This is a genomic window from Dyella agri (assembly GCF_044904705.1).
Taxonomy (GTDB): domain Bacteria; phylum Pseudomonadota; class Gammaproteobacteria; order Xanthomonadales; family Rhodanobacteraceae; genus Rhodanobacter_A; species Rhodanobacter_A agri.
Map to the genome: position 1 here is coordinate 68958 of NZ_JADIKL010000009.1, position 18600 is coordinate 87557.

Below are 18600 nucleotides of genomic sequence, written 5' to 3' on the forward strand. Positions count from 1 at the left end.
CTGTTTGCCCGCATGCCGGCGTCATCGTTCGGTCGTGGACCGACGTCCACTTCCTCTCTCTTCCTTGGCCTGCGCGCAAACAGCTCCCGGCGCGGGACGCTCGAAGACCATGAGCAGGCTCTAGCGATGGCGCGCGCCCGCGATGAGTCCTCGCCGCTGTTCGCCGGCAACGCCGCGGGCACGCTGCGGCTGATCGTCTACCTTGCCCTGGCCATGGTGCTGATGGTGCTCGACCATCGCAACGGCTGGCTGTGGCGGCTGCGCTATGCGGGGTCGGTGGTGGTCGAGCCGGTGTACCGGCTGGCCAACCTGCCCAGTGCCGGCATGCGCACCCTGACCGTAGCGTTCGCCGACCGCAAGCTGCTCACCGAGCAGAACCAGCGCCTGCGCGAGGACTTGCTGCTGGCCAATGCACGGCTCAACCGCATGGCCGGCGTGGCCGAGCAGAACCAGCGCCTGAAGGAATTGCTGGACACCCAGCACAGCCTGGACCTCAACGTGCAGCTGGCGCGTGTGGTGGGCGTGGACTTGGGCGCCTACCAGCAGCGGCTGGTGCTCAACCTCGGCGCTCGTGACGGGGTGAAAACCGGACAGCCGGTGATCGACGCGCACGGCGTGATGGGCCAGGTGGTCGAAGTGCTGCCGACCACGTCGGTGGTGATGCTGGTGACCGATCCGGCGCACGCGATCCCGGTGATGGTGGAGCGCTCCGGCCTGCGCACGGTGGCCTACGGCGCGCGCGACGGCAGCGGCCTGGTGCTGCCGAACATCCCGCTGTCCGCCGACGTGCGGGCGGGCGATCGGCTGCTCACCTCCGGCCTCGGCGGCCGCTTCCCGCCGGGCTTTCCGGTAGGCAAGGTGTCCGCGGTGGCGCCCGCCGCCTCCGGCATGTTCCGCATGGCGCAGGTACAGCCCGCCGCCGACATCGACCGCAGCGACGACGTGCTGCTGCTGCACGACCAGGCCGAGCCCGATGGCCCGCCCGCGCCGGCGGTACCCGCCGGACCGCCAGCGACGCTGGCGCCTGCGCCGGGTGCGGCCGCCACCGGCGCGCCGGCGGCCCATGCGCCAGCGGCCACCCAGCGCCCGGCGCCGGCGGGCACGACCGGAGGCACGCCATGAACCGCCAGCGCCTGTCCCTGTGGTGGTTCATCGGCACGTTGCTCTTCGCGCTGTTGTCGATGCTGGTGCCGCTGCCGGCGCCGCTGGAGCCGTTCAAGCCGTACTGGCCCGCGCTGGTGCTGCTGTACTGGGCGCTGGAATCGGAGGATCGCGTCGGCCTGGGCCTGGCCTTTCTGCTCGGCCTGGGGGCCGACTTGTTCGACGGCGCATTGCTGGGCGAGCAGGCGCTGCGCCTGACCGCGCTGGTGTTCATCGCGCTGCGCTTCCGTTCGCGGCTGCGCTTCTTCCCGATGTGGCAGCAGACCCTGGCGGTGCTGGCCTTGCTGCTGAACGACCGCATCCTGCTGCTGATCGTGCGCGTGCTGTCCGGCGCGCCGGTGCCGCCGGCGAGCTGGTGGATTTCCCCGTTCGTGGGTGCCGCGCTGTGGCCGTTCCTGTTCCTGCTGCTGGACGACCTTCGCATGCGCATGCGCCTGCAGTGACGCCCGGCCGATGAAGCTGCGACGCGCGATCAAGGATGCACGGAGCGAGGGCGAGCTGTTCCGCCGGCGCGCGCTGGCGGGCTTCGCGCTGATCCTGCTGGGCCTGGCCGGGCTGATCGTGCGCTACGTGTTTCTGCAGGTGCAGCGCTACGACGAGTTCGCCACGCGCTCGCAGAACAACCGCGTCAAGCCTATCCCGATCCCGCCCGCGCGCGGCCTGATCTACGATCGCAACGGCGTGCTGCTGGCCAACAACGTGCCCGCGTTCCGGCTCGAGGTGGTGCCCGAGCAGGTCGACGACATGAAGGCGACGCTGGAGCAGCTGGGCCAGGTCATCCCGCTCAGCCAGGACGACCTCGACACCTTCCATAAGCAGCTGAGGCAGAGCCGCCGCTTCGAGAGCGTGCCGCTGAAGATGCGCCTCACCGAGGACGAGATCGACCGCTTCGCGGTGAACCGCTGGCGCTTCCCCGGCGTGGACGTGGTGCCCTACCTCAACCGCCGCTATCCGATGGGCGGGCTGTTCGCGCACGTGATCGGCTACGTCTCGCGCATCGACGCGGACGACCTCAACCGGCTCGATCCGGTGCGCTACAAGGGCACCACCCATGTCGGCCGGATCGGCATCGAGCGTTCCTACGAGGATGTGCTGCACGGCACGCCGGGCTACGAGCTGGTCGAGGTCAATGCGGACGGGCGCACCCAGCGTGTGCTGCAGACGCATCCGGCCACGCCCGGCAGGAACATCTACCTCAGCATCGACGCACGCATCCAGAAGGCCGCCGAGCAGGCCTTCGACGGCCGCGCCGGCGCGGCGGTGGCGATCGACCCGCGCAACGGCCAGGTGCTGGCGATGGTCAGCGTGCCCACCTACGACCCCAACCTGTTCGTCGACGGCATCAGCCACGCCGACTACGACGCGCTGACCAGCGCGCCGGACAAGCCGATGCTGAACCGCGCGCTGCGCGGCATGTACCCGCCGGGCTCCACAGTGAAGCCCTACGTGGGCCTGGGCGGACTCGAACTGGGCTTGCGCACGCCGCAGGACACGGTGTTCTCCAACGGCACGTTCTACATCCCCGGCCAGTCGCGCGGCTACCGCGACGACCGCCGTGGTGGCTTCGGCACGGTGGACCTGCGCAAGGCCATCATGTGGTCGGTCAACACCTACTTCTACAAGCTGTCGCTGGACATGGGCATCGACCGCTTCAGCGCATGGATGGGCAAGTTCGGCTTCGGCAGGCCCACCGGCATCGACCTGGACGGCGAGTCCAGTGGCGTGTTGCCCTCGCGCGAATGGAAGGCGAAGCACTACAAGCAGTCGTGGTATCCCGGCGAGACAGTGATCGCCGGCATTGGCCAGGGCTATTGGACGGTGACCCCGCTGCAGCTGGCGCATGCGCTGGCGACCCTGGCCGGCCACGGCGTGCCGTACGCACCGCGGCTGGTGATGGCCACCCAGACCGGCGTGGACGCACCGAAGCAGCCGTTGCTCAATCCGCCCAGCGGGCCGTCGCTGGTCACCAACCAGTCCAGCTGGCAGGCGGTGGAGCAAGGCATGCAGATGGTGGTGAACGACCCGCGCGGCACCGGCTATGGCCTGGGTCGGGGCTTCCCGTATACCGTCGCCGGCAAGAGCGGCACGGCTGAGCGTTTCTCGCGCCGCACCGACGCCTACAACGAGAACAAGAACCTCGCTTACCTGGCCAGCCGCCACCGTGCCTGGTTCGAAATGTTCGCGCCGGCCGAAGATCCGCACATCGCGGTGGCGGTGGTGCTGGAGCAGGGCGCCTGGGGCGCTTCCTCGGCCGGCCCAATCGCGCGCAAGATCCTCGACGCCTGGCTGGCCACCCAGCCGGACGCCCCGGTGGACACGCCGCTGCCGCCGGAGGGCAAACTTTCCCTGCCCGGCAGCGTGCCGCCATCCGCGCCGGCACCCGCCAGCTCGGTCGAGCCGGAGGATGTGCCGGAGGACGTGCCGGCCGAGGCGGCCACGCAGGAGACGCCGCCATGATCGAGATGCTGCACGTGCGGATGCGGCGCATGGTGAACCGTGTGCTGACCAAGCCGCGGATCGACCTGCCGCTGGCCGTGGGCCTGCTGCTGCTTGCACTGGCCGGGCTGGGCACCTTGTACAGCGCTGCCGACGGCAGTTTCTCGCTGGTGGGCGGGCAGGCGGTGCGCTTCGCGCTGGGCTTCGGGCTGCTGCTGCTGATCTCGCGCATTCCGCCGTCGGCCTTGCGCAACTGGACGCCGTGGCTGTACGCCGGCAGCACCTTCCTGCTGGTGGTGGTGGCGGTGCTGGGCGAAGGCCGCGGCGCCGACCGCTGGCTCAATTTGGGCGTGATGCGCTTCCAGCCCTCCGAGCTGCTCAAGCTCACCATGCCGATGATGGTGGCCTGGTACCTGCACCCGCGCCAATTGCCGCCGGGCTGGAAGGACATCGCGATGGTGGGCCTGTTGATCGTGATCCCCGCTGGCCTGATCGCCAAGCAGCCGGACCTGGGCACGGCGCTGCTGGTGGCGGCGGCCGGCGCGTTCGCGCTGTTCCTTTCCGGCATGGCGTGGTGGCGCATCGGCCTGCTTCTGGGCAGCGCGGCCGCGATGGTGCCGGTGATCTGGCACCTGCCGGTCATCCACCAGTACCAGCGCGACCGTGTGCTGACCTTGCTCAACCCCGAGTCCGATCCGCTGGGCAACGGCTGGCACATCATCCAGTCGCAGATCGCGGTGGGCTCGGGCGGCGCGTTCGGCAAGGGCTGGATGCACAGCTCGCAGTCGCGGCTGGATTTCCTGCCCGAGCACACCACCGACTTCATCTTCGCGGTGTTCTCCGAGGAATTCGGCCTGGTCGGTGTCTGCCTGATGATGGCGCTGTACGCCTTCATCATCGGCCGCTGCCTGTGGATCGCGATGGAGGCGCGCGACACCTACTCGCGCCTGCTCGCCGGCGCGATCGGCATGAGCCTGTTCGTCTACGTGTTCGTCAACGGCGGCATGGTCTCCGGCATGCTGCCGGTGGTAGGCGTGCCGATGCCGATGGTGAGCTACGGCGGCACGTCGGCCGTCACCTTGTTGACCGGCTTCGGCATGCTGATGTCGATCCACGCGCATCGCAAACGGCACGACTGAAGCCCCGCCACTCGCACGACCCTTGCGTGCCACGGTTTGCGCCGAAGTGCGTGCTACGCTTCGACGCAGCCGTTGCAGAAGTCGATAAGCCATGCCCGTGAATGCCGCGCCGCGCCGTATCCGCAGCTTGTTTCCGCTTGCCCTGCTGTTGATCGTCGCGTCGTCGCCGGCATTGGCGGACACGCATCCCGGCCAGTCCGCGCTGGTGCAAGAGGTGGCCCGCGACACCGGCAAGGACCCGGCGGCGCTGAACGCGCTGCTCGACCAGGCGAAGCTGCAGCAGGGCATCCTCGACGCGATCAGCCGCCCGGCCGAGGCGAAGCCGTGGAGCGCGTACCGGCCGATCTTCCTCACCGACAAGCGCATCGGCGACGGCGTGGCGTTCTACCGCGAACACCGTGCGCTGCTGGAGAGCATCGGCAAGCAATACGGGGTGGCGCCGCAGTACATCGTGGCGATCATCGGCGTGGAGACGTTCTACGGACGCATCACCGGCAAGTACAAGGTGCTCGATGCGCTGGTGACGCTGGGCTTCCACTATCCGCCGCGCGCGCCGTATTTCCGCCAGCAGCTGAAGACCTTGCTGGAGCTGCCGGAGAGCCACCTCGCCGGCCCGCTCGATACGCTCACCGGCTCCTATGCCGGCGCCCAGGGCTGGGGCCAGTTCATGCCGGACAGCATCCGCGACTTCGCGGTGGACCAGGACGGCGATGGCCGCATCGACCTGGTGAACTCGCTGCCTGACATCCTCGCCAGCGTGGCGAACTATTTCGCCAAGCACGGCTGGGTCGACGGTGGCCCGGTGGCGGCCCGCGCGCAGCCGGATGGCGCGGCCAAGCCGCTGACCTGGCAGGCGCAGCCGCAATGGCCGCTGGAGCAGCTGGAGGCCTGGGGCTATGCGCCGTTCCAGCACATGAACCCGGGCGAGCCGACCAGCCTGCTGACGCTGGCTGGCGCGGGCGGGCCGGAGCCGTGGTTTACCTTCAACAACTTCTACGTGATCACCCGCTACAACCGCAGCCCGATGTACGCGATGGCGGTGCACCAGCTGGCGCAGGCGATCATGGACGGCGTGCACAGCGCGGATAGCGCGCAATGAGGTTCCTGCGCGGCCTGTCGCTGTTGGCGGCGGCGCTGGCGCTGACCGCCTGCGGCGGTCGCCATGCCACGCGTCCCGCCGGGTCCGCCTCCGCATCCGGTTCAGCGGCTCCGGCGGGCGAGGCGCACCGCGGCTGGTTCCATCGCGGCGACGACACCAGCTTGCCGCAGGACCGCCGCTACGGCGACAAGAACGACAGCTCGCCGACCGGGGCGCCGCCGTCCTTCATCGCCACCTTGCCGGAGCCGGTGCCGAAGGCGGAGTCGCGCTCGCTGTACGGCAACAAGTCGCCTTATACCGTGCTGGGGCAGAGCTACCGCGTGCTGCCCAGCGCGAGCGGCTACGACGAGCGCGGCATCGCCTCGTTCTACGGCAACAAGTTCCACGGCTACAAAACATCGAGCCTCGAGGACTACGACATGTACAAGTTCACCGCCGCCAGCAAGGTGCTGCCGCTGCCGAGCTACGCGCGGGTGACCAACCTCTCGAACGGCAAGAGCGTGGTGGTGCGCATCAACGACCGCGGGCCGTTCCACGAGAACCGCATCATCGACCTGTCCTACGCCGCCGCGGTGCGTATCGGCGTCTGGCCCAAGGGCACCGGCCTGGTCGAAGTGCAGGGCATCGATCCGTCCGCCCCCGGCGGGGAACCGCCGCCGCCGCAGACGGTCACAGCCGGCACCGGGTCGCCGGGCATCTACCTGCAGGTGGGCGCGTTCTCCGACCCGGCCAATGCCGAGCGGGTGGCGCAGCAGCTGCGCCAGGCCAACTTCGCACCGGTGCGGGTGGAAGAGGTTCAGGTCAGCGGCCGCACCATCCGCCGGGTGCGGGTGGGGCCGCTGGACGGCGTGGACCGCGCCGATCAGGTGACCGCCCGTATCGAAGGCATGGGTCTGCCGCGGCCGCAGGTCGCGGTAGACTGAGCGATGTTTTTCCATTGACGGCGTCCGCTGGCGCCGTGTTCAACCCAATCGGACCGATTACCACGATGAGCTTTCTCCGTAGCATCCTGACTCCGTTCGCCGTCGCCGCGCTGGTGGCTGGCACCGCCGCTGCCCAGACGCCGCCACCGCCGCCGCATCCCGCGGCCGTGCCGCGCCCGACGGTGCCGGCCATGCCGGTGCCGCCGCCGCCGGAAGTGGACGGCCAGAGCTGGGTGCTGATGGATTACGCCACCGGCCAGATCCTCGCCTCCAAGAACCCCGACGAGCGTCGCGAGCCGGCCTCGCTGACCAAGGTGATGACCGACTACGTGGTCTCCGCCGAGATCGCCAACGGCCGCGTTCACGCGAACGACCAGGTCGCCATCAGCGAGCACGCCTGGCGCAGCGGCGGCGGCGGCACCGACGGCTCCACCAGCTTCCTGAAGCTCAACAGCCAGGTGGAGCTGGACGACTTGCTGAAGGGCATGATCATCCAGTCCGGCAACGACGCGGCGATTGCGCTGGCCGAGCACACCGCCGGCTCCGAGGATGCGTTCGCGAACCTGATGAATGCCTATGCCAAGCAGCTGGGCATGACCAATTCGCACTTCTCCAACGCCTCCGGCTACCCGGTGGCCGACCACTACTCCACCGCGCGCGACATCGCGCTCATGTCGCGCGCGCTGATCCACGACTTCCCGGTGGACTACGCGATCTCCAAGATCAAGGAGTTCGAGTGGAACGGCATCAAGCAGCAGAACCGCAATGCGCTGCTGTGGCGCGACCCGGCGGTGGACGGCATCAAGACCGGCCACACCGCCGCCGCCGGCTTCTGCCTCGCCGCCTCGGCCCAGCGCGGCGACGAGCGCATGATCGCGGTGGTGATGGGCGCCAGCACCGACAAGGGCCGCGCCGACGCCTCGCTGGCCTTGCTCAACTACGGCTTCCGCTTCTACGAGACCCACAAGCTGTACGACGCCAGCAAGCCGCTGGCCACGCCGAAGCTGTGGAAGGGCGAGGCCAACCAGTTGCCGATCGGCGTGGCCGAGAACGTGCTGGTGACGGTGAAGACCGGCCAGTACGACAAGCTCAAGGCCACCATGGACATCCCCGCCACCCTGATCGCCCCGTTCAAGAAGGGCCAGCAGGTGGGCACGCTGCGCGTCACGCTGGACGGCCAGCCGATCCAGAGCGTGCCGCTGATCGCGCTGAACGACGCGCCCCAGGGCGGCTTCTTCTCGCGCCTTTGGGACTCGATCCTGCTATGGTTCCACGGCAACAAGAAGGCCGACGACGCAGCTGCGCCGGCCGTGGCGGCGGACGCGAAGTAATGCACGAGATCGACTTCAGTCAGGCAAAGCGGGAAGGCAAGGGCTTCCGGTTCCCCGGCGAGTTCGAGATCACCGCGGTGGGCAATGCCAGCGCCGGCCTGCCCACCCGCGTGCCGCAGCTGCTGGAGCGCGCCGGTTTGCTGGTGCTGCACGAGACCGTGCGGCACCGCCATTCCGGCAGCGGCAATTACGTCTCGGTCACCGTGAGCTTCCGCTGCGACAGCCGCGAGCAGTACGACAGCGCGCACGCCGCGCTGCGCGCCGACCCGGATATCCGCTACACGCTGTGACCGGCCGGCGGCCGCTCGCCGCCCTTGGCTTGCCGGCGATCGGCCGCATTTCCACTCCATTCCCCGTTTCGCCAGGTTTCGCCATGTCACTGCCGCTCAAGATCCGCCGTCTCGGCCGCCAGCCCTACGAGACGACGTGGAAGGCGATGAGCGCGTTCACCGACAACCGCACCGCCGACACGGTCGACGAGTTCTGGCTGCTGGAGCACGACCCGGTGTTCACCCTGGGCCAGGCCGGCAAGATGGAGCACGTGCTGGCGCCGGGCGAGATCCCGGTGGTTCCGGTGGACCGCGGCGGCCAGGTGACTTACCACGGCCCCGGCCAGATCGTCGGCTACCCGCTGATCGACCTGCGCCGCACCGGCGTGGGCGTGCGCGAGCTGGTCGGCCGCATCGAGCAGGCCATCATCGATACGCTGGCGCACTGGAACATCGTCGCCGGTCGCCGGGAGGGTGCGCCGGGCGTCTACGTGGCCGAGGCCAAGGTGGCCGCGTTGGGCCTGCGCGTGCGCCGCGGCTGCAGCTTCCATGGCCTGGCCTTCAACGTGAACATGAACCTCGAACCGTTCCATCGCATCAACCCTTGCGGTTACAAGGGTTTGGCGGTGACCCAGGTGCTAGACTTGGGCGGCCCGTCGCGGTTGGCGGACGTGGAGGACGTGCTGGTGCAGGAGTTCTGCCGCCAGTTCGGTTTCCGCGCCGAACCGGCCGCTCCCGTGATCCCCGAACTCCCCGCACGCGTGGCGGTCTGAGCCGAGTACATGAGCGATATTTCTGCTTCCCCCGCCAAGTCCATTCCGATCAGCGTCGTCAGCGGTGCGCCCGCGGGCGACAAACAGCTGGGCAACGACAAGATCGCGTTGAACCGCGCCGGCTTCGACACCGCCGTGCCGACGCTGCGCAAGCCGAGCTGGATCCGCGTGCGCCTGCCGCAGGGCAACGCCGTGCAGCAGTTGAAGGCGCGCCTGCGCGAGAACGCGCTGGTGACGGTGTGCGAGGAAGCCTCGTGTCCGAACATCCACGAGTGCTTCAGCAAGGGCACCGCCACCTTCATGATCCTCGGCGAGGTGTGCACGCGCCGCTGCTCGTTCTGCGACGTGGCGCATGGCCGCCCGGCCGCGCCCGATCCGCTGGAGCCGGCGCGCCTGGCCGAGACCATCCGCGACATGCGCCTGAAGTACGTGGTGATCACCTCGGTGGACCGCGACGACCTGCGCGACGGCGGCGCCGAGCACTTCGCCGCGTGCATCCGCGCGACGCGCCACGCCAGCCCCAGCATCCGCATCGAGATCCTCACCCCCGACTTCCGCGGCAAGGGCCGCATGGAGCGCGCGCTGGAAGTGCTCAAGGACTTCCCGCCGGACGTGTTCAACCACAACCTGGAAACCGTGCCGCACCTGTACCGCGAAGTGCGTCCGGGCGCCGACTACCAGTGGTCGCTGGACCTGCTCAAGCGCTTCAAGGCGCAGCACCCCGACGTGCCGACCAAGTCCGGCATCATGCTGGGCCTGGGCGAGACGCGCGAGCAGGTGCTGGAAACCATGCGCGACCTGCGCGCGCACGATGTCGAGATGATCACCATCGGCCAGTACCTGCAGCCCACGCCGCATCATCATCCGGTGGTGCGCTACTGGACGCCCGAAGAATTCGACGACCTGCGCAAGGAAGGCGAGGCGATGGGCTTCCATCACGTCGCGTCCGGCCCGCTGGTGCGTTCCTCCTACCACGCCGACCTGCAGGCCCATGCGGCCGGTGTCGCCGACCTTTGAGAGCCCCCATGACCTTCCGTCCCGCGATGGCCCTGCTGCTGGCCTTGACTGTCACCTGCACGTACGCGCAATCGGCCGCCGACCTCGGCGCCGGCGGCAACCGCAAGGCAGCGGTGTGGCCGCTGCAGCCCACCGCCATCCAGGCGCAGTCGGCGCAGTTGTCGGCGCGTTTCCTCACCCGTTTCCACTACGACGCGCAGCCGCTCGACGACGCGATGTCGGCGAAGATCTACAAGGACTACCTGAAGCTGCTCGACAGCGACAAGGTGTTCTTCACCCAGCAAGACATCGACCAGTTCGACCAGTACAAGACCAAGCTCGACGACGCGGTCTGGAACCAGGACCTCAGCGCCCCGTTCACCATCTACAACAAGTTCCTGCAGCGCGCGGTCGAGCGGATGACCTACGCGCGCGGGCTGCTCAAGGATGGCTTCGACTTCAACGGCAATGAGAGCTACGACTACGATCGCAAGAACGCCAGCTGGGCGAAGGACGACGCGGCGCTGAACGATCTGTGGCGCAAGCGCACCATGAACGACTGGCTGCGGCTCAAGCTCGCCGGTAAGGGCGACGACGAGATCCGCAAGACGCTGACCAAGCGCTACACCAACTACATCGATCGGCTGAAGCAGCTCGACGGCGAAGACGCGTTCCAGACCTTCATGACCGCGTATGCCGAAACCACCGATCCGCATACCGACTACCTCAGCCCGCGCCAGGCGGAGAACTTCGCGATCCAGATGAAGCTCTCGCTGGAAGGCATCGGCGCCCAGCTGCAGGCGCGCGACGACTACACCATGATCTTCAGCCTGGTGCCCGGCGGCCCGGCGGAAAAGTCGACCAAGCTCAAGCCCGGCGACCGCATCGTGGGCGTGGGACAGGGCGACAGCGGCCCGATCGTCGACGTGATCGGCTGGCGCCTCGACGACGTGGTCAACCTGATCCGCGGCAAGAAGGACACCACCGTGCGGCTGGAAGTCCTGCCTGCCGATGCCGGTCCGGACGGCAAGCACGAGCAGATCAGCCTGGTGCGCAAGAAGGTCAACATCGAAGAAAGCGCGGCCAAGAAGAAGATCATCGACGTCAAGGACGGCGGCGTCGTGCGCAAGATCGGCGTGATCGACCTGCCGAGCTTCTACTCCGACTTCGGCGCCCGCAGCGAGGGTGACAAGGATTACCGCAGCGCCACCCGCGACGTGGCCAAGCTGCTCGGCGAACTGAAGGCTGCCGGCGTGCAAGGCGTGATCGTGGACCTGCGCAACAACGGCGGCGGCTCGCTGGCCGAGGCCGACTCGATGACCGGCCTGTTCACCGGCAAGGGCCCGGTGGTGCAGGTGCGCGACGCGCGCGGCCAGGTCGACGTGCAGGGTGCGGACAACACCGACCCGGTGTGGAACGGCCCGCTGGCGGTGTTGGTGAACCGCGGCACCGCTTCGGCCTCCGAGATTTTCTCTGCGGCGATCCAGGACTACGGTCGCGGCCTGATCATCGGCACGCCCACCTTCGGCAAGGGCACCGTGCAGACCCTGATCGACCTCGACCGCTTCAGCCAGAACCCCGACGGCAAGCCGCAGTACGGCGAGCTGAAGATGACGGTGCAGGAGTTCTTCCGCATCAACGGCGGTTCCACCCAGATCAAGGGCGTGACGCCGGACCTCGGCTTCCCGCAGAACGGCGACGCCAAGGACTTCGGCGAATCCACCTACGACAACGCACTGCCGTGGACGCACATCGCGCCGGCCAACTACAAGCCGGAGGGTGACCTGAAGGGCTACCTGCCGCAGCTGGAAAGCCTGCACGACACGCGCGTGACGACGTCGCCGTCGTGGAAGCTGATGCTGGACGAGCTGGCGCAGTACAAGGCGATGCGCGACAAGACCTCGGTGTCGCTGAACTTCGCCCAGCGCGAGGCCGAGCGCAAGCAGCTGGATGCGACCCAGGCCAGCTTCCGCGCGCGCCAGAAGGTGATCGACGGCGGCGATGCCTACCTGAAGGACGAGGACAGCGCGCTCGACGACGGCCTCGATCCCGGCGAGCGCAGCCTGAAGAGCGAGCTCAAGCAGGAACAGGATGCCAAGAAGGCGCCCGACGCCCAGTTGCGCGAGGCCGCGCACATCGTGGCCGACGCGGTGGGCATGCTCAAGGCCAATCCCAAGCTGGCCGCCAGCATCCTGCCGCCCCGCAGCAACTACCTCGCCACGGTGCTGGCGGGCGCGGACAAGCCTGCTGCCACGGCGCCTGCTGCCGCGACGCACTGAGTTCGCAGCCACATCCGATCGAGCAACCAGGGGCGCCACGGCGCCCCTGGTCGTTTCCGGGGTATTCCCCTTGCGGGAAAGAACGCTTGACGCCACGGCGGCGGCGCGCGAGCGTGTCACCAATCGTGGTTTCGGATCGCCGGGAGCGTGCCATGGACCCGTTGTCGAACCTCGCGCTGGCTGGCGGCCTGGCCTGGGCCAGCGGGTTCCGCCTGTACGCCACGGTGTTCGCCGCCGGCATGCTGGGGCGGCTTGGCTGGGTGCACCTGCCGCCCGGCCTGGCGATGCTCACCGACAGCTGGGTGCTGGTGGTGTCCGGCGTGCTGGCGCTGGGCGAATTCCTCGCCGACAAGATCCCCGCCTTCGACAGCGTGTGGGATGCGCTGCACACCTTCGTCCGCATCCCGGTGGGCATGCTGCTGGCGTGGGGCGTGTTCCGCGACTCGGGGGCGGCCACGCAGTTGGCGGCAGCCCTGCTCGGCGGTGCGCTGACCGCCGGCACGCACCTGGCGAAGAGCGGCGGCCGCGCGCTGATCAACACGTCGCCCGAGCCGGTAAGCAACTGGACCGCCAGCGCAGGCGAGGATCTCACCTGGCTGGGCGGGCTCTGGCTGATGTGGCGGCATCCGATCGCGATGCTGGTTTTGCTCGCGTTGTTCGTGCTGCTGCTGTGCTGGCTGCTGCCGAAGCTGGTGCGCGGGCTGCGCGCGTTGTTCCAGCGGCTGCGCCGGATCAGGGGCGGGCTGTCCGGCGCCGGTTGACGGGTCTGGGGCAGCTGCCGTGGGCCGCGTCGCGGCCCACGGCAGGCATCACTTCTGCGCGGCCTTGCGCTGTGCGCGCTGCTGCCGCATCCACTGCTGGTACTCGGTGATGCGCGGCTCGTCGCGCAGCAGCACCGAGTGCGGGTCGATCGTCACCAGCGCGTCGGCCGGCACCGCGAGGCTGCCGTGGCCGTCGGCCATCGCCACGGTGTGCACGGCGTCGTCCACCTGCACCTCCACCGGCATGGGGAACGGCAGGTCGCCGGTCACCTGCCAGCGCAGATCCAGCGTGTCGCCGTGGCGCTGCACGTCGAGCTTGGGCAGTGCGGCCTGGTACAGGTAGACCTTGAAGAACCAGTCCAGCTTCTTGCCGGTCACCTGGTCCACGATACGCATGTAGTCGGCGGTGGTGCGGTATTGCGGCACGAAGTTGCCCGGTTTCGGATCGGGCCGGCCATACACCAGTTCGCGGATGCTGTCGTAGAACGCCTTGTCGCCGATCAGGTGATGCAGCGTCTGCAGCATCATCGCGCCCTTGTTGTAGATGTCCTGGCCGGGGCCGCCGCGACTGTCGTCGTAGACCGCCTCCTCGGTGCGGGGCTGGCCCGACACCACCGGATAGCGATTCCCGATGATCTCGCGCAGTCGGACCAGCCAGGCGTAGTAGGCCGCATCGCCGTCGAGGTAGCGCGCATACAGCGGCTGCATCAGCGTGGCAAAGCCTTCATGCAGCCACATGTCGTCCCAGTTGGCGTTGGTCATCTGGTTGCCGAACCACTCGTGCGAGAACTCGTGCTGCAACAGCCAGTCGAAGCCGTTGCCGTCCTTCGCGTAGTGATTGCCGTAGGCGTTGATGGTCTGGTGTTCCATGCCCTCGTAAGGGGTTTCCACCACGCCCATCTTCTCGTCGCCCCAGGGGTAGGGGCCGATCTTCGCTTCGAAGAAATCCAGCATGTGCGGGAACTCGGCGAACAACTGCTTCGCCTTTTCTTCCTCGCCGGCGATGTACCAGTACTGCAATGGGATGGTGTTGCCGTAGCGGCTCTTGTACTCGCCCTTGAGCTCCTGGTACGGGCCCACGTTGATCGAGATGGCGTAGGTAGTGGGGTGCTTGGCGCGCCAGTGCCAGGTGCGCGTGTTGCCTTCGTCGCTGACGCCGATCAGCACGCCGTTGCCCGGCGCCGCCAGCGGCTTGGGCACCGTCACGTAGAGGTCCACCAGGTCGGGCTTGCCGTCGGGCTGGTCCACGCAGGGCCAGAACAGGTCGCAGCCTTCGCCTTCCACCGCGCTGCCGACCCAGGGCTGGCCATCCTTGGTGTGGCTCCACACGAAGCCGCCGTCCCACGGTGCCATCTTCGCCACGTGCGGCTTGCCGCCGTAGACGATGGTGGCGCTGAGCTTGCCGCCCTTGGCCACCGCGTGCGGCAGCTGGATGCGCAAGCGGCCCTCCGGATTGCGCCATGCGCTGGCGGGCAGCGGCTGCCCGTCCACGCTGACCGCGCTCACCGGCAGGTTGCGATCCAGGTCCACCAGCAGCACGTCGGTGGTTTCCAGCACGCTGAAGTCGAGCGTGGCCTTGCCGTCGATGCTCTGCGTGTCAGGGTGCACCGCGATGTGCAGCTCGGCGTGGTCGAAGTGCACGCGCTTCTGTTCGGCCGGCTCCGGCGTGCCGGAATCCTTGGTCAGTGCAGTGAGCGGTGGCTGCGCCTTGGAATCAGCGCTTCGGCCGACGGAAAGGACTGCGGGCGATGTTGCCGAGGAGGCATGTGCCGGTGGTGGCGCCGTCGCAGAGCCGGCTTGGGCAGGGGGCATGCAGCTCAGGGCAATGGCGAAGCCGAGCGCTGGCAGGGAGGGGCGCATGGGCGATTCCTGTGCGGGGGTTCAATTCTCCACGATGCCACTTTGCGCCCCGGCGTGACATCGCCGGAAGTCATGCGTGGATCTTGTGCAGCACTGCGGTATCGCCGAACCCTCACCCCAGCCCCTCTCCCAAAGGGAGAGGGGCTTTCGAATGCGCTCAGGCCTTGCGGTAGCGCTGTTGCAGCAGCGCGAACAACGCGCGCAAACCCATCGCTTCGCCGCCGCGCGGCCGGCCGGGGCGGTCGGCGTCGTTCCAGGCGTAGGTGTCCAGGTGCAGCCAGGGCAGGCCGTCGGGCACGAAGCGTTCGAGATACAGCGCGGCGGTGATCGCGCCGGCGTGGCGCGAGGGGCCGGCGTTGGCGAAGTCGGCGAGGTAGGAATCGAGCATCTTGCGGTACGGACGCCACAGCGGCAGTCGCCACAGCGGGTCGGCCACGGTCTTGCCCGCAGCCAGCGCGGCTTCGGCCAGCGTGTCGTCGTTGCCGAACAGCGCAGGCAGGTAGGGGCCCAGCGCGACGCGTGCGGCGCCGGTGAGGGTGGCAAAGTCGATGATGAGTTCGGGCTGCTGCTCGGCGCCGTAGGCCAGCGCATCGCACAGCACCAGGCGGCCTTCGGCGTCGGTGTTGTCGATCTCCACGCTGTGGCCGGCGCGGGTGACGACGATTTCGCCGGGGCGCAGCGCGTTGCCGCTCACCGCGTTCTCCACCGCGGGCACCAGCAGGGTGAGGTGCACCGGCAGCTTCGCCTGCATCACCAGGCCGGCCAGCGCGATCGCATGCGCGGCGCCGCCCATGTCCTTCTTCATCCAGCGCATGCCGTCGGACGCCTTGAGGTCGAGGCCGCCGGTGTCGAAGCACACGCCCTTGCCCACGATCACCAGTTTCGGATGCCCGGCCTTGCCCCAGCTCAGCTCGACCAGCCGCGGCTCGCGATGGCTGGCGCGTCCCACCGCGTGGATGGTGGGGAAGTTCGCCTTCAGCAGTTCGTCGCCGACCCAGTCGCGCACCTTGGCCTTGTGCGTCTTGCCGAGGTGCTTGATCGCCTTGCCGAGCTGTTCGGGCCCCATGTCCTCGGTGGGCGTGTTGACCAGGTCGCGTACCAGCGCGGTGGCTTCGACCAGCGGCTGCACGGTGGCGAGCGTGGTGGCGTCCACCGCCAGCGTGGCCGCCGCGCGCTTCGCCTTGCGGTAGCGGGTGAACTGGTAGGCGCCCAGCGCCCAGCCCAGCGCCGCCTGTGCAGGGTCGAGCGCCGCGCCGTCGGCGGCGAGCTGGTAGACGCCTTCGGGCAGGCTCATCGGCAGCGCAGCGAGCGCGGCCAGCGGATCGGCCGCGTCCACGCCGACCAGCACGCGGGCAAGCTTGCCGTGCGCGTCGGCGAGCAGGATCGCGCTGCCGGGCCTGGCGTCGAAACCGTTCGTGTCCAGCCAGCGGCGCTGCGCGGCATCCAGCCGCCGCCTCGTCGCGGACAGGTGGCGGGCGTCGGTGGCTTCGATGGGAACGAGGTGGCGGGGAGCGGACGAGCGGTCGATCAGGGCGGACATGGCTTTACCTTCGGCGGGCGTGGCGCGCAAACGCCAATGATGCGCCGATGCCGCCGTGGGGTCACGCCGTGGCCTGTGGCCAGGATGGCGGCTACCGCCCGGGCTGCTGGGCTTCCAGCCAGTCGGCGAGCTCGCCGAGGTCGCGCAGTTCGAGTTCGGGCGCAGGGCCCAGTGTGGCGGGCCAGGTCTCGCCGTGGCGATTGATCCAGGCCGCGCGCAGGCCGGCGCGGCGTGCACCGGCCACGTCCAGCTCGGGGTCGTCGCCCACGTGCAACACCTCGTCGGGCGCCACGCCGAAGCGGGCGACGGCAGCGAGGAAAATGCGCGGGTCGGGTTTCGCCGTGCCCACGTCGCGCGAGCAGATGTGATGCGCGAAATGCGCCTGCACACCGGTGCGGGCGAGGTCGGCATTGCCGTTGGTGAGGCTGGCCAGCGGCCAGCGTGCGGCGAGGCGTTGCAGCGCGGGCACGCTGTCGGGCCAGGGCTCCACCGCGTTGCGCGCGGCGAAGTAGATCTCCCACAGCGTGTCCAGCGGCGCATCGGCGATGCCGCAGGCGGCGAAGGCCTGCTGCTGGGTGAGCCGGCGCTGGGTGCTGAAGTCGTGGGCGAGGTCGGGTCGCGTCGCCGCCACCTGGGCGCGCAGCTCGCGCATGGCCGGGATCGGCCATGCGCGAGCCACGTCGGGCCAGTGCTCGCGCAGGTAGTCGTTCACCGCCCGGTCCGCCAGCTCCAGGGCCGGCAGCACCGGCCACAAGGTGTCGTCGAGATCGAGCGTGACGGCGCGGATCACCACAGCGTCAGTCGCGGCTGACCTGCAGCGACTGGCCCAGCTTGATGTTGTCGTTCTTCAGGTGATTCCAGTCGCGCAGGTCGGTCACCGTCACGCCGTTCTTCTTGGCGATGCCGGACAAGGTGTCGCCCTTGGTCACGGTGTAGGTCTTGCCGGCGCCGCCGGCGGAGGACTTGGCATCGGCATCGCGCTTTTCCATCGCGGTGTGGGCAGCCAGCGTGCGCTCCGAGGTCGGCGCCACGGCGGCGGCTGCGGCATAGCTGGCGCCCGGCGCGGCGAGCGGCGCCTTGGCCGAGGAGTTGGTCGAGGCGCCGTAGACCTTGTTGCGGCGCTCCTCGTCCTTCGCCACCAGCCCGATGCCGTCCTGGTACGGCAGCACGGAATGGTCACGCAGCGTGGTCTTGGCCGGGTCGGTCTGCAGGAAGTCCATGAAGGCCTGCACCTGGGCCGCCTTCGGGCTGTTCGGGTTGCTCACCAGGAACAGCGGGATGTACAGCGGATAGCTGCCATCGGCGATGTTCGCCACGGTGGGCGCCACGCCGTCGATCGGGATCGAGCGCAGCTTCGGATTGCCGGTCACGTTGCTCAGCGTGGACAGGCCCAGGCCGTTCGGATTGAGCGAGACGCCTTCCTCCAGCGCCTTGGTGTTGAGGTACAGGCGCGGCGCGGAGATCTGCTGCTCGCCGTGGCCGAACAGCAGGGTGCGCAGGCTGTATTCCACACCGTCGTTGGGGCTGATCACCGCGTACAGGTCGATCGGCGCGTCGCGGCCGCCCACGTCCTTCCAGTTGGTGATCTTGCCGAAGTAGATCTCGTGCAGCTGGCGCAGGGAGAGGCTGCGCACCGGGTTGGCCGGGTTGGTGATCATCACCAGGCCGTCCCACGCCACCGGGGTGAAGGTGAGGTGGCTGTCTTCGGGGCTGCCGTCGCTGGGACGCGCGCTGCCGGCGAGATCGGCGGTGCCGGCGGCCACGGCATCGATGCCCGAGGCGGTGTTGAACGGCTGCAGCTCGACGCGGCCGTGGCCGCTCTTCTCCCACAACTTGGCCATTTCGGTGACCACGCCGTGGGCGGTGGTGACGTCGCCACGCCAGATCAGCGCGGCCTCCTTGCTCTTGGTGGCCTTGTGACGGGCGGTGTGATGGGTGGTCTTGGCGGCGGCGGGTGCGACAAGGCAGGCGCCGAGCAGGAGGGCGGACAACAGGCGGACAGCACGAACGGACATGATGACGGAGAACCCCGA

General features: G+C 68.8%; 16 protein-coding genes. 12 read left to right on the forward strand and 4 right to left on the reverse strand.

Translation table 11 applies throughout. The annotated features are described in order from the left end of the window. The first annotated feature begins 126 nt into the window (after positions 1-126). The 12 genes from mreC (at position 127) to ISP14_RS15360 (ending at position 13167) form a co-directional block, all read left to right on the forward strand. Positions 127-1122: a rod shape-determining protein MreC gene (gene mreC, locus ISP14_RS15305; protein ID WP_404541439.1), complete on the forward strand. Its 996-nt coding sequence runs from the start codon at positions 127-129 to the stop codon at positions 1120-1122. After that, positions 1119-1604 (forward strand): rod shape-determining protein MreD, encoded by a 486-nt coding sequence (mreD, locus tag ISP14_RS15310; RefSeq protein ID WP_404541441.1) that lies wholly within the window; start codon positions 1119-1121, stop codon positions 1602-1604. The genes mreC and mreD overlap by 4 nt, the downstream gene beginning before the upstream one ends. 10 nt (positions 1605-1614) lie before the next feature. After that, positions 1615-3618, forward strand: coding sequence for a penicillin-binding protein 2 (gene mrdA, locus ISP14_RS15315; RefSeq protein ID WP_404541443.1), 2004 nt, complete (start codon positions 1615-1617; stop codon positions 3616-3618). After that, a complete protein-coding gene (gene rodA, locus ISP14_RS15320) occupies positions 3615-4736 on the forward strand; it encodes a rod shape-determining protein RodA (RefSeq protein ID WP_404541445.1) in 1122 nt (373 codons plus the stop codon). Before mrdA ends, rodA begins: the two co-directional genes overlap by 4 nt. Positions 4737-4827: 91 nt before the next feature. Next, positions 4828-5835, forward strand: coding sequence for a lytic murein transglycosylase B (mltB, locus tag ISP14_RS15325; protein WP_404541447.1), 1008 nt, complete (start codon positions 4828-4830; stop codon positions 5833-5835). After that, a complete protein-coding gene (locus ISP14_RS15330) occupies positions 5832-6758 on the forward strand; it encodes a septal ring lytic transglycosylase RlpA family protein (RefSeq protein ID WP_404541449.1) in 927 nt (308 codons plus the stop codon). The genes mltB and ISP14_RS15330 overlap by 4 nt, the downstream gene beginning before the upstream one ends. Positions 6759-6823: 65 nt before the next feature. After that, positions 6824-8089 (forward strand): D-alanyl-D-alanine carboxypeptidase family protein, encoded by a 1266-nt coding sequence (locus tag ISP14_RS15335; protein WP_404541451.1) that lies wholly within the window; start codon positions 6824-6826, stop codon positions 8087-8089. After that, positions 8089-8379, forward strand: coding sequence for a DUF493 family protein (locus ISP14_RS15340; RefSeq protein WP_404541453.1), 291 nt, complete (start codon positions 8089-8091; stop codon positions 8377-8379). The genes ISP14_RS15335 and ISP14_RS15340 overlap by 1 nt, the downstream gene beginning before the upstream one ends. A gap of 83 nt (positions 8380-8462) precedes the next feature. Beyond that, positions 8463-9131, forward strand: coding sequence for a lipoyl(octanoyl) transferase LipB (gene lipB, locus ISP14_RS15345; RefSeq protein ID WP_404541455.1), 669 nt, complete (start codon positions 8463-8465; stop codon positions 9129-9131). A gap of 9 nt (positions 9132-9140) precedes the next feature. Next, positions 9141-10148, forward strand: a complete 1008-nt coding sequence (lipA, locus tag ISP14_RS15350) for a lipoyl synthase (RefSeq protein ID WP_404541456.1) — start codon at positions 9141-9143, stop codon at positions 10146-10148. 8 nt (positions 10149-10156) lie between these two features. Then, positions 10157-12406, forward strand: coding sequence for a carboxy terminal-processing peptidase (locus ISP14_RS15355; protein WP_404541458.1), 2250 nt, complete (start codon positions 10157-10159; stop codon positions 12404-12406). A gap of 152 nt (positions 12407-12558) precedes the next feature. Continuing rightward, the gene (locus ISP14_RS15360) at positions 12559-13167 is read left to right on the forward strand and encodes a DUF4126 domain-containing protein (RefSeq protein WP_404541460.1); all 609 of its coding nucleotides are present in this window, start codon (positions 12559-12561) and stop codon (positions 13165-13167) included. Between the two features lie 48 nt (positions 13168-13215). Here ISP14_RS15360 and ISP14_RS15365 read toward each other — a convergent pair whose 3' ends face one another. The 4 genes from ISP14_RS15365 to ISP14_RS15380 form a co-directional block, all read right to left on the reverse strand. Continuing rightward, on the reverse strand, positions 13216-15027 hold the full coding sequence (locus ISP14_RS15365) for a M1 family metallopeptidase (protein ID WP_404541463.1): 1812 nt from the start codon (positions 15025-15027) through the stop codon (positions 13216-13218). Positions 15028-15184: 157 nt separating this feature from the next. Further along, positions 15185-16567, reverse strand: coding sequence for a leucyl aminopeptidase family protein (locus tag ISP14_RS15370; RefSeq protein ID WP_404541464.1), 1383 nt, complete (start codon positions 16565-16567; stop codon positions 15185-15187). A 91-nt stretch (positions 16568-16658) separates the two neighbouring features. Then, entirely contained in the window at positions 16659-17360 is a 702-nt protein-coding gene (locus ISP14_RS15375; RefSeq protein ID WP_404541465.1) for an HAD family hydrolase, read from the reverse strand. A 4-nt stretch (positions 17361-17364) separates the two neighbouring features. Further along, positions 17365-18582 (reverse strand): LysM peptidoglycan-binding domain-containing protein, encoded by a 1218-nt coding sequence (locus ISP14_RS15380; RefSeq protein ID WP_404541467.1) that lies wholly within the window; start codon positions 18580-18582, stop codon positions 17365-17367. Between the last annotated feature and the right edge of the window lie 18 nt (positions 18583-18600).